The following is an 11,945-nucleotide window of genomic DNA, read 5'->3' as shown; positions in this document are numbered from 1 at the left end:
GGAACAGGTTCAACGCTTCTGCCGAACGATCTGCTCCTGCTCGACCTCGTCAGAGGAAGCGGCTGCGGTGTCTTCGCTTCCGGCCTTCGATCCGCTCTGGTCAGAGCTGGCGAAGTTCTGGGTGAACTCGGCCAGGACGTTCTTCAGCTCTTCGGTCGTGTCGTCGTCGAGCTTCAGCGTCTCACGGATGGTCGTGAAGATGCCGGTCTTGCGCTCGATGTGATCGTGCAGTTCGGTCTCGAACCGGAGCACGTCGCCGACCGGGATCTCGTCGAGGTAGCCGTTGGTTCCGGCGAAGATCGACACTGTCTGCTTCTCGAACGGCATCGGAGCGTACTGACCCTGCTTGAGCAGTTCGGTCAGTCGCGCACCGCGAGCCAGGTCACGCTTGGTCGCATCGTCGAGGTCGGATGCGAACATCGCGAACGCCTCGAGCGAACGGTACTGAGCCAGCGAGATCTTCAGTGTGCCTGAGACGCCCTTGAGGGCCTTCGTCTGAGCGGCACCACCGACTCGAGACACGGACACACCGACGTCGACAGCGGGACGCTGACCGGCGTTGAACAGATCGGACTGCAGGAAGATCTGTCCGTCGGTGATCGAGATGACGTTGGTCGGAATGAACGCACCGACGTCGTTGGCCTTCGTCTCGATGATCGGCAGACCGGTCATCGAACCGCCGCCGAGGTCATCGGAGAGCTTCGCGCAGCGTTCCAGCAGACGCGAGTGCAGGTAGAAGACGTCACCGGGGTAGGCTTCACGGCCCGGCGGACGACGCAGCAGCAGGGACACGGCGCGGTAGGCCTCGGCCTGCTTCGACAGGTCGTCGAACACGATGAGGACGTGCTTGCCGTCGTACATCCAGTGCTGACCGATTGCCGAGCCGGAGTAGGGAGCCAGGTACTTGAAGCCGGCAGGGTCCGAGGCGGGCGAGGACACGATGGTCGTGTACTCGAGCGCTCCGGCTTCTTCCAGCGAACGGCGGACGCCGGCGATGGTCGAGCCCTTCTGGCCGACGGCCACGTAGATGCAGCGGACCTGCTTCTTGGGGTCTCCGGTCTCCCAGTTGGCCTTCTGGTTGATGATCGTGTCGATCGCCAGAGCGGTCTTGCCGGTCTTGCGGTCGCCGATGACCAGCTGACGCTGGCCACGGCCGACGGGGATCATCGCGTCGATGCTCTTGTAGCCGGTCTGGAGAGGCTCACGCACTTCCTGGCGGTCCATGACGCCGGCGGCCTGGAGCTCGAGCTCGCGGCGGCCGACGGTCTCGATATCGCCGAGTCCGTCGACGGGACGACCCAGCGGATCGACCACACGGCCGAGGTAGCCGTCGCCGACCGGGATCGAGAGGACCTCTCCGGTGCGGTAGACGTTCTGCTCTTCGGCGATGCCGGAGAACTCGCCGAGGATGACGACACCGATCTCGCGTTCGTCGAGGTTCTGTGCCAGGCCCAGGGTGCCGTCTTCGAACCGCAGAAGTTCGTTGGCCATGGTGCCGGGCAGACCCGAGACGTGAGCGATACCGTCACCAGCGGTGACGACCTTGCCGACTTCGGTCTTTTCCGAGCTCTCCGGGTTGTACGAGTCAACGAACTTCCCGAGAGCGTCCCGGATCTCTTCCGGGCGAATTGTCAGTTCCGCCATCTGGTTTCCCTGCTTCCTTTACTCAAATCTTGCGTCCGGCGACCGGTGGGCCGCCGATGCCGGAGAAGCCGGCCACTAGTGTCAACCTGCGAGCTTGCGCTGCACATCGGCCAGTCGATCGGCCACGGTCGAGTTCATCATCTCGTCGCCGACCTGCACCCGGACTCCCCCGAGCACTTCGGGGTCGACCTGCACATTGAGGACGAGTTCGCGACCATAGCTGGCCGACAATGCCGCCTGCAGCCGTTCGGTCTGCGACTCGCTCAGAGGCTTGGCGACGGTGACGTCCGCAACCGACCGCTGCTGCCGGGCGGCGAGGATATCGCTGTACTGGTCGAGCGCCTTCGCCACGCGGAGACCCCGCGGGTGCTGAGCAGCTTGTTCGACCAGCTTGATGGTGTCGGGCTGTGCCTTGCCGGCGAGCAGGTCCGTCACGAGAGCGCGTTTGCTCTCGTCGGTGGCCTGCGAATCGAGCGCGCGGGACAGCTCGTGGTTGGATTCCAGCAGACGCGCGAAGCGGAAGATCTCCTCTTCGACCTGTCCCAGCTTCGCGTCGGCCTGTGCGGCAGCGGCGATCGCTGTCACCCCGGCGACTTCGAGGCTGGTGACGAGGTCCTGGGTCCGCGCCCAGCGACGGCCGACTGCCTGATCGCTGATGCGCAGAACCGCATCCGTGATCCGAGTCGAGAACAGAGTCCGCAGCAGCTGCTGCTTCCTCTCGGCCGACTCGGAGGAGTCTGCCAGAGCCTTGCGCAGTCCGACATTCTCGGCGAGGAGGCCGACGACTGCCAGAGTCTCCTCTCCGATCTGTCGGGGGTCTCCCCCGGAGATCTCGGAGTTCGCGGTCTCGAGGACGGCCTGCAGGGACAATCTGCTCGACTGGAGCATCACGCCCCCTTGACCGGCTGCGCGGACGAGTCGGACTCGAGATCGGAGATGAAGCGATCGACCACATTGGCCGAACGCTGGTCATCGGTGAGGGACTCACCGACGATGCGCGAAGCCAGGTCTGTCGCGAGAGTGCCGACCTCGGAACGCAGCTGCACCATGGCGGACTGACGTTCGGCGTCGATCTGAGTCTGTGCCTGAGCGATGATGCGATCAGCCTCGGTGTGAGCCTGGGCTTTCATCTCGGCGATGATCTGGGCGCCCTCTTCCTGAGCCTCGGCGCGCAGTCGTGCAGCTTCGGCACGACCGTCGGCGAGCTGCTTCTGATACTCGGCCAGAGCCTGATCGGCTTCGGCCTGCACCTTCTCGGCCTTCTCAATTCCACCCTGGATGCGCTCAGCACGCTCGTCGAGGGTCTTGTTGAAGGCGGGAAGGACGTACTTCCAGACAACCAGGAAGACGATCAGCAGACAGACGGCACTCCAGAGGATGTCGTAGGCCGCCGGGAGAAGCGGGTTCTCCGCGGAGGCGACGATGTTTACCGGAGTCATCTTTCAGTCCTCTTCGAGATCAGGGCAGGAAGAACGGGGTGGCGATACCGATGAGGGCCAGGGCCTCGATCAGAGCGATACCGAGGAACATGTTTCCGCGCAGGGCGCCGGCCATCTCGGGCTGACGAGCGGTTCCTTCGATGGTCTTGCCGATGACGATTCCGACACCGACACCGGGACCGATTGCGGCGAGGCCGTAACCGATCGTCGAAACGCTACCTTCAACTGCGGCGAGCATATCCATAGGATGCTTTTCCTTTCATAATGAAGCCGGGTGGTTGGCCCGACCGTGCAACTCGTGAGTTACGGATCTGGGGGTGCGAACTCAGTGGTCGTCCGAGATCGCGGCATTGATGTACACACAGGACAGTAGAGCGAAGATATAGGCCTGCAGCACGACGATGAGCATCTCCAGGACGAAGACGAACATGCCGCCGGCGAAGGTGACGATGCCGAAGAACTGGAATCCGTTGGCAGCGTCGAAGAGGAAGAAGCTCGTGGCGGAGAAGCAGAGGACGAGCAGGAGGTGGCCGACCATCATGTTCGCGAAGAGTCGGATCGCCAGAGTGAACGGCTGAGTGACGAACTTCGTGATGAACTCGATCGGGATGAGCAGGATGTGCATCGCCGGCGGAACGCCGGGCAGGATGAGCGCGTCCTTGAGGTAGCGGCCGAGGCCCTTCTCTGCGATGCCGGCCCAGTGGTAGGTCACATAGACCACGAGGGTCAGCACGATCGGCATGCCGATGACGCCGGTGCCCGGCATGTTGAGGAACGGAATGAGCTTCGTGACGTTCCAGAAGAGGATGCCGAAGAAGATCGCCACGATGAGCGGCATGAATTTCTTGGCCTTCTCCTTGCCCATCGTGTCCTCGGCGATGCCGACGGTCACGAATTCCATGGCGAGTTCCATGCTCGACTGGAAGCGGGAAGGAATGAGCTTCATGCGCTTGGCCCAGACGGCCAGAAGCACAACGACAGCGACGGTGGCGATGATGCGGATGAGCATCACGCGGTTCATTTCGAACGGTGTGCCCTCAAAGAGGAATGAGGCTGGAAAGAATTCAGCCATCGACGGTGCGTGGAAGCCGCCTTCTGCAGCACTGACTGTTGTGTTCGCGGCGTTGAGTGTTCCCACGTTTTTACTACTCTCCCATGGTCAAGGGCCCTGATGGCCTGGCCTTGGCCCCGCACTGAAGGCGAGGCTTGAGGTTCAGGAGCGACAAAGGGCGAAGATCCGCCCAAGCACCGGGTCTACTCTACCAACTGTAGAGAGTGACCGACAAATTCATCAGGCTTCTCTGTGCAATTTCTGTCAACGATTTTATACGACACGTCATTCGTCTCTGGCCCCACTTCTCGACGTGTCTCCGAACTGCGCGGCGACGAGGCTTCCAGCGCCTATCTCGCCTCCGGATCGACATAGGGAACGCGTCCCCTGACCACGGTGATCGCTTCGACGAGCGAGGAGCCGATCACCGCGACGACGATCGTGAAGAAGGCGACCGTGCCGTCGAGCCAGGTCGCATCCTTGATGCGCCAGATGACGATCATGAAGATGAAGGCCTTGAACAGGAATCCGATGCCGAGGAACCCGGCGATCGCGGTCAGTCCCATATTCCGTCCCACGTACATGACGACGAGGGTGATGATGATGAAGACCGCGGCCAGTCCCCCGCCGACGGCTCCGCCGACGAGTCCCGTCATCCCCGAGACCAGCCAGCCGATGCCCATTCCGAGGGCCGCGACGACGAGGACGAGGATGATGCCGCGGATGAGCAGCGTCCTCCACACGCGGGTCCAGGCTGCTTCGACTTCGGTCTCTTGGCGCGGTGTCGGGTCGGTCACGGGATTTCCTCTCTGGCTTTCTGACGCATGCGAAGGGGATAGAAGGTGACGATGAGGGTGACAGCCACCAGTGCGCCGATGACACAGGCGGAGAACAGCCAGCCCTTGAAGAGGAGCAGCACAGATCCGAAGGCGATGAGCGCCGTCCAGGTGTAGAGGATGAGCACCGCACGCGCATGGGAATGTCCCAGACGCAGCATCCGGTGGTGGAGGTGTTTGGCATCGGCGGAGAACGGAGACTGTCCGGCTCGCAGTCGACGCACCACAGCGAGTCCGAGGTCGAGCAGCGGCAGGAACATCACCGCGACCGGCAGGATGATCGGCATGAAGGTGGCGAACGCTCGCTCCTGCCCGATCAGTGCCGGGTCGACCTGACCGGTGACTCGGATCGTCGAAGCGGCCAGCAGCAGGCCGATGAGCATCGACCCGGAGTCGCCCATGAAGATCCGGGCCGGATTGAAGTTGTGCGGCAGGAAGCCGAGACAGGCGCCGACGAGGATCGCGATGATGAGCGAGGCGAGGTTCGCATACGACTCCGGTGAGGCGTCACGAGCCAACCAGTAGGAGTAGATGAAGAAGGCGCTGCCGCCGATGGCGACGACTCCCGCGGCGAGGCCGTCGAGCCCGTCGACGAAGTTCACCGCGTTGATGGTCACGAGGACGACGAGGACTGTGACGATGATCGACATCCGCGGAGAGCCGATGATGACCCCTCCGAAGGGTATGGACAGCAGCGCCACTCCCTTGATCGCCATGAAGCCTGCGGCGAGTGCCTGGCCGGCGAGCTTCGCCATCCAATGCAGGTCCCAGATGTCATCGATGACTCCGAGCAGACACAGCAGGCCGGCGGCTCCGGCGATGCCGACGATCGGTCCCGGTTCGACGAAGATCCGATTGAGGAAGGGCATCTGGGAGGCGAAGATGAGACCGGCCAGCAGCCCGCCGAACATCGCCACTCCGCCCAGCCTCGGCGTCGGAACGGAATGGACGTCGCGAGCACGCAGCGGTGAGAAGATCTTTCCTCGTTCGGCCACCCGTTTGACCATGGGCGTCAGCAGGTACGCCACGAGGGCGGAGACGATGAGGATGAAGAGGTAGGCGCGCACTCAGCCGTCCAGGTCGATGAGCTCGGGGACGATCTCGCGCAGCTCCTCGGCGGTGATCGGCCCACGGCGCAGGATGCGGGGCACGTCACCGCTGAGGTCGATGATGGTCGAGGACATCCCCGATTCCCGCACTCCACCGTCGACATAGATGTCGACGTCGTCGCCGAGCATCTCCTGCGCTTCATCGGCGGTCCGAGCTGCGGGCTGTCCGGAGATATTCGCGCTCGACACGGCCAGCGGTCCGGTGCGGGCGAGCAGAGCCAGGGCCGATTCGTCGTCGGGCATGCGCACGGCCACGGTTCCGTGGGTGTCGCCGAGGTCCCAATCGAGAGAGGGCTGGGCATCGGCGATGATCGTCAGCGGTCCGGGCCAGAACTTCGCCGTCAGCGCCAGCACGGTCTCATCGACCCCATCGACGAGACCGAAGATGGTCTCTGCGCGTGGGACGAGAACCGGAGGTGGCATGTCCCGGCCGCGGCCCTTGGCAGCGAGCAGTGCCGCGACCGCCGAAGCACTGAAGGCATCGGCGGCGATCCCGTAGACGGTATCGGTGGGAATGACGAGCAGGTTGCCCGTGTCGACGACTCGCGCGCACTCGTCGAAGACGAGCTCACGGATTTCGGCTTGGCTGACGTCGAATCGTCTCGACACGAGTTCTCCGTTTCGAATGTTCGGTGTGGTCGCGGTGCAGGGCCGTGCATGACACGGATTCGTCCCCGCGCCTCCTACGCCTGGCGGCGTGCCACGGTATAGCGGTCGCGTCCAGTGTAGTCCTGGAAGGTGGCGGCGTGTCTCAGACTGGCCGTGGCCTCCAGCAGTTCCCGTGCCCCGGCGCCCTGTTCCTCGCTGTGTTCCATGAGAAAGAGCCCACCGGGTCGCAGCAGCTGCTCGGCCTCGCTGATGATGAGCCCCGGTATCTCCAGACCTGTGTCTCCGCCGAAGAGCGCGGCCGCCGGGTCATGGTCGGCCACCTCGGGATCCCGCGGCACCGCTGCATCAGGGACATAGGGTGGGTTCGTCACCACGATGTCGGCACGCCCGCGCAGATCGGGCCGCGCCTGGGTGATCCTCGTCGCGTCTGCGCCGATGAACTCGACTCTCGACTCGCCGAGGCGGCTGTGCTCGAGGTTCGTCAGTGACCAGTCGAGGGCGGCGGATTCGCGTTCGACGCCGAGGACGTCGACGCCATCGAATTCGGTGGCCACGGACAGTGAGATCGCGCCTGACCCGGAGCAGAGATCGATCACGATCGGACGTCGAACCTCCTCGGTCTCGGTCGTCGAGTCAGGCGTGGAGAATTCGGACAGTTCGGCGAGGACGCTGCCGACGAGGAGTTCGGTCTCCGGACGGGGGACGAAGACCCCGGGACCGACCTGCAGCTGCAGGTGACGGAAGTAGGCGATGCCGGTGAGGTGCTGCAGCGGTGTCCGCTGCCGGCGCCGGTCACAGAGTTCGGCGAATCGTGCACTCACGGATCCCGGCACCGGGTCGTCGAAGAGACGGTGGCGGTTCAGCGCTGCCCGGTCGATCTCCCATGCGTGGGCGAGCAGCTCGAGCGCATCGGCGTCGGGACTTGCGATTCCCGCCTCGGTGAAGAGTGTAGTGGCCCCGCGCAGGAGATCGGAGACGATCCTCGGCCTGTCGGTGTCCAGGTCAGTCCCCCAGTGCGTCGAGACGAGCGGCCTTGTCGGCGTCGCGGCAGGACCCGATGACGGGATCGAGTTCGCCTGCCAGCACCTGATCGAGGTTGTAGGCCTTGTATCCGGTGCGATGATCGGTGATCCGGTTCTCCGGAAAGTTATAGGTGCGGATGCGTTCGGAGCGATCGACGGTGCGCACCTGAGACCGACGGATGTCCGCAGCCTCCGCCGCGGCCTCTTCGGCCTGCTTGGCCAGAATCCGGGCCCGAAGCATGCGCATCGCTGCCTCTTTGTTCTGCAGCTGCGACTTCTCGTTCTGACAGCTTGCGGTGATCCCGGTCGGCAGGTGGGTGATGCGCACAGCGGAGTCGGTGGTGTTCACGGACTGGCCGCCGGGGCCGGACGACCGGTAGACGTCGATGCGCAGATCGTGTTCGTCCAGCTGCACCTCTTCGGGCTCGTCGACTTCGGGGAAGACGAGCACGCCGGCTGCGGAGGTGTGGATGCGCCCCTGCGACTCGGTGACCGGGACCCTTTGGACCCGGTGCACTCCGCCTTCGAACTTCACCCAGCCGTAGGCGCCGTCGTTCTTCGCCTTGACTGCCATGGTGACGTCTTTGTATCCGCCGAGATCCGAATGCGTGGCGTCGAGAATCTGGCTCGACCAGCCCCGCGAGTCGATCCACCGCTGATACATCCGCAGCAGATCGCCGGCGAACAGTGCGGATTCGTCTCCGCCTTCGCCGGCTTTGATCTCGATGATCGCGTCTCGGGAGTCGTCAGGGTCGCTGGGAACCAGGAGATCCTTGAGCTCACCCTCGGCCGTGTCCATCTCCGCCGACAGCCGCTTGGCCTCGGAGGCGAAATCGGCGTCGTCCGCGGCCAGTTCCACCGCGGCGGCGTGGTCGGCCTCGAGTTGGGCGAAGTGCCGGGCGGCCGCGGCGACCTTGTCGAGTTCCGCGTACCGCCTGGTCAGCTTCTTGGCCCGGCCGGCGTCAGCGTGGACCGCGGGGTCGGAGAGTTCCTCCTGCACCCGCGCATGCTCATCGAGCAGTGCACTGACGCTGGCCGTGAGGGTGTCGTCGACCATCTCAGCTGTTGTCGGTCGACGACTTCGGCAGCGGAGTCGTCTTCTGCACCTGCATGAGGAACTCGACGTTCGAGCCGGTCTCCTTGAGCTTCGACATGAGCAGCTCGACTGCCTGCTGCTGCTCGAGTCCCGAGAGCAGTCGGCGCAGCTGCCACATGACCTTCGTCTCTTCCGTGGTCATGAGCATCTCTTCGCGGCGCGTGCTCGACGAGTTGACGTCGATGGCCGGGAAGATGCGCTTGTCGGCGAGCTGACGGCTCAGACGCAGCTCCATGTTGCCGGTGCCCTTGAACTCCTCGAAGATGACTTCGTCCATCTTCGAACCGGTCTCGACGAGAGCCGTAGCCAGGATGGTCAGCGAGCCGCCGCCTTCGATGTTGCGTGCGGCACCGAAGAACTTCTTCGGCGGGTAGAGCGCATTGGCGTCGACACCGCCGGAGAGGATCCGACCGGATGCCGGCTGCGCGATGTTGTAGGCACGTCCCAGGCGAGTGATGTTGTCGAGAAGCACGACCACGTCGGAGCCCATCTCGACGAGACGCTTGGCCCGTTCGATGGCGAGCTCGGCGATCGTGGTGTGGTCATCGGCCGGACGGTCGAAGGTCGAGGCGATGACTTCGCCCTTGACCGCGCGCTGCATGTCCGTGACTTCCTCGGGACGTTCGTCGACGAGGACGACCATGAGATGTGCTTCGGGATTGTTCTCGGTGATCGCGTTGGCGATCTGCTGCATGATCGTCGTCTTGCCCGCCTTCGGAGGCGCGACGATGAGTCCGCGCTGTCCCTTGCCGATGGGGGTGATGAGATCGATGAGGCGGGTCGAGTGCAGCTTCGAGGTGGTCTCGAGACGCAGACGCTCCTGCGGGTAGAGCGGAGTCAGCTTCGAGAACTCGACGCGGCTGCGCGCATCGTCGACGGTGAGTCCGTTGACGGAGTCGAGACGGACGAGGGCGTCGAACTTCTCACGCTTGTTGCCCCGCTGTTCGTTCTCACGCGGCTGACGGATCGCGCCGGCGACGGCGTCGCCCTTGCGCAGACCGTTCTTGCGCACCATGGAGGCCGAGAGATAGACGTCGTTCGGCCCCGGCAGGTAGCCGGACGTGCGGAGGAAGGCGTAGTTGTCGTGGACGTCGAGGATGCCGCCGACGGGAATGAGCACATCGTCGTTGCGGATCTCCGGCTCGTCGTTGCCGCGGCCGCGACGCTTCCGGTCCCGACCCCGTCCGCGACGGTTGCCGCCGCGGTCGTCATCGTCGTTGTTGCGGTTGCGACGATCGTTGCGGTCGTTGTTGCCGCCGCGGTCGTTGCGGTTCCCGCGGTCGTTTCCGCCGTCCCGGTCGTTGTTGCCCCGGCCGTTGCCGCCGTTACGGTCGTTGCGGTCGCTGCCGCCTCGATTGTCGTCGGAACGGTCGTTGTTCTTGCTGCGACGTTCGTTGTCGCGTCCTCCGCGGGATTCACGGTCGGAGCGATCCTGGTTCCCGGAACGCTCCTGGTTCCCGGAACGATCCTGGCCGCCGTTGCGGTCGGAGGCGTCCTCGCCGCTGCCGTCGCGCTCTTCGGCGCGGGATTCCGCGGCCTGGGGCTCGGAGCCCCGGGAACGCGAACGGCTCCGGCGCGAGCGCTGACGGTCCTGGTCGCCGTTCGATTCGTCGGAGGATGCTCCCCCGGTCTGCTGCGCACCGGACTCGTTCGCCGACGAGTCGTCGGAGTTCGGTTCGATGATGAGCGCCGGAGCATCCTCGGATGCGGAAGCGGCGGAGCGACGCGAGGAGCGACGGTTCGCCGACTCCTGCTTCTCGGCCTGCTTCTCGGCCTTGGCGGCCGGTTCTGCGGCGGGCTTCTTCTCGGTGGGCTTCTTCTCGGTGGGGGCGGACTTCTGCTCAGCGGATCCGCCCGAGTGGCTGTTAATGGCGTCGATCAGTTCGCTCTTGCGAAGGCGACGGTAACCCTTGATTCCCAGCCCGGCAGCCATTTCCTGGAGCTGAGGCAGCCGCAGCGCTGTGAGGCTGCCGGTGCGCGGGGTGGAATCCTGAGTGGTGGTTTCAGACACGAAGGTCCTTCTCCCTCTTTCGGCCGTGCGGCATGTGCCGTTTGCTCACGGCGACGGAAACACCATTGACGGTGCGTTGTGAAAGAAAACCTGCTAAAGAATGAGCAGGAGATGTTCCAGAATCTATGACATCGGCGACGGATCTGTGAAGAACAGCGGGAAGCCGTGCCCTGTCGGAACACCCACAGTCTACTTGTTCGGAGACGATCTGGCGAATCGTTTCCTCAATTTTCTCGGCTCACCCGATAACCGCCGAGGTCAATCGCGGTGCGCCGAGCGACGATGCCTGCCGGCACGAGGGTGTCGGGCACCGCCTCGGCGAGGACGAGCACCGTCGGCCCGGCTCCGGAGATGACGGCCGGGAATCCCTCGGCACGCAGGGAGTCGACAAGCGCCATCGACTCCGGATAGGCGCTGCGGCGGAATTCCTGATGGAGCTGGTCACGAGTGGCGTCGAAGAGCACCTGTGCGTCGTTGCTCAGTCCGTGGACGAGCAGGCCGGCCCGAGCCGAGTTGTCCGCCGCGATCGCGTGATCGATGCCTGCGGGAATGAGTCCACGGGCGACCTCGGTGTCGAGGCGGGCGGAGGGAACGAGCACGGTGACGTACTCGAGCGTGCGCACGGGCACCTGCCACGACTTGACCGGCGCAGACAGGGAGACGGTGAGACCGCCGTAGATCGCGGGCGCGGCATTGTCCGGATGGCCTTCGATTGCGGTGGCGATCTCGAGGATCCGGTCGCGACTCATCTTCGCTCCGGTCGACCAGGCTCCGAGTTCCGCCGCGAGGCCGATCCCTGCCACGACTGCGGCCGCCGAGGAGCCCATCCCGCGGGAATGAGGGATCCGGTTGACGCACTCGAGCGACAGACGCGGACACAGATCGGCCGCGACGTCGGGGAATTCGGCCTCGAGCACCTCACCGATGATCCGCATGATCAGGTGCGAACGGTCCCGCGGCAGCACCTCGGCGCCCTCCCCCGTCACCTCGACGCAGCGGTCAGCGTCGACCGCTGCGTCTTCGACGGTGAGAGTGAGGGTGTCGACGATGTCGAGCGCCAGCCCGTACGAGTCGTAGCCGGGCCCCAGATTCGCCGAGGTGGCCGGGACCTCGAGTCTCACGCGCACG

Annotated in this window: 12 protein-coding genes; all 12 read right to left on the bottom strand. The window is 64.5% G+C overall.

All coding sequences use genetic code 11. The annotated features are described in order from the left end of the window. Positions 1–9: 9 nt before the first annotated feature. Positions 10–1,644, bottom strand: coding sequence for a F0F1 ATP synthase subunit alpha (atpA, locus tag QYM46_RS08345; RefSeq protein ID WP_169252112.1), 1,635 nt, complete (start codon positions 1,642–1,644; stop codon positions 10–12). Between the two features lie 81 nt (positions 1,645–1,725). Then, positions 1,726–2,532: a F0F1 ATP synthase subunit delta gene (locus QYM46_RS08340; protein WP_169252111.1), complete on the bottom strand. Its 807-nt coding sequence runs from the start codon at positions 2,530–2,532 to the stop codon at positions 1,726–1,728. Further along, entirely contained in the window at positions 2,532–3,083 is a 552-nt protein-coding gene (locus tag QYM46_RS08335; protein ID WP_025776916.1) for a F0F1 ATP synthase subunit B, read from the bottom strand. Before QYM46_RS08335 ends, QYM46_RS08340 begins: the two co-directional genes overlap by 1 nt. A gap of 19 nt (positions 3,084–3,102) precedes the next feature. Further along, positions 3,103–3,327: a F0F1 ATP synthase subunit C gene (gene atpE, locus QYM46_RS08330; RefSeq protein ID WP_039210675.1), complete on the bottom strand. Its 225-nt coding sequence runs from the start codon at positions 3,325–3,327 to the stop codon at positions 3,103–3,105. Between the two features lie 81 nt (positions 3,328–3,408). Continuing rightward, positions 3,409–4,221 (bottom strand): F0F1 ATP synthase subunit A, encoded by an 813-nt coding sequence (gene atpB / locus QYM46_RS08325; protein WP_432791544.1) that lies wholly within the window; start codon positions 4,219–4,221, stop codon positions 3,409–3,411. 263 nt (positions 4,222–4,484) lie between these two features. Next, positions 4,485–4,931 (bottom strand): hypothetical protein, encoded by a 447-nt coding sequence (locus QYM46_RS08320; protein ID WP_432791543.1) that lies wholly within the window; start codon positions 4,929–4,931, stop codon positions 4,485–4,487. Then, positions 4,928–6,037, bottom strand: a complete 1,110-nt coding sequence (locus QYM46_RS08315) for an MraY family glycosyltransferase (RefSeq protein WP_169252109.1) — start codon at positions 6,035–6,037, stop codon at positions 4,928–4,930. The genes QYM46_RS08320 and QYM46_RS08315 overlap by 4 nt, the downstream gene beginning before the upstream one ends. Next, on the bottom strand, positions 6,038–6,688 hold the full coding sequence (locus QYM46_RS08310; protein WP_169252108.1) for an L-threonylcarbamoyladenylate synthase: 651 nt from the start codon (positions 6,686–6,688) through the stop codon (positions 6,038–6,040). A gap of 74 nt (positions 6,689–6,762) precedes the next feature. Next, a complete protein-coding gene (prmC, locus tag QYM46_RS08305; protein ID WP_432791724.1) occupies positions 6,763–7,617 on the bottom strand; it encodes a peptide chain release factor N(5)-glutamine methyltransferase in 855 nt (284 codons plus the stop codon). Positions 7,618–7,690: 73 nt separating this feature from the next. Beyond that, positions 7,691–8,767, bottom strand: coding sequence for a peptide chain release factor 1 (gene prfA / locus QYM46_RS08300; protein ID WP_169252107.1), 1,077 nt, complete (start codon positions 8,765–8,767; stop codon positions 7,691–7,693). Position 8,768: 1 nt separating this feature from the next. Continuing rightward, positions 8,769–10,817 carry a transcription termination factor Rho gene (gene rho, locus QYM46_RS08295; protein ID WP_432791542.1) on the bottom strand — a complete coding sequence of 683 codons (2,049 nt, stop codon included), beginning with the start codon at positions 10,815–10,817 and terminating at the stop codon, positions 8,769–8,771. 224 nt (positions 10,818–11,041) lie between these two features. After that, a complete protein-coding gene (thrB, locus tag QYM46_RS08290; protein ID WP_169252105.1) occupies positions 11,042–11,944 on the bottom strand; it encodes a homoserine kinase in 903 nt (300 codons plus the stop codon). Between the last annotated feature and the right edge of the window lies 1 nt (position 11,945).

Source organism: Brevibacterium sp. K11IcPPYGO002 (assembly GCF_050920635.1).
Classification (GTDB): domain Bacteria; phylum Actinomycetota; class Actinomycetes; order Actinomycetales; family Brevibacteriaceae; genus Brevibacterium.
Note: the sequence above shows the minus strand (reverse complement) of the source record. Positions and strands in the feature narration are given on the sequence as shown.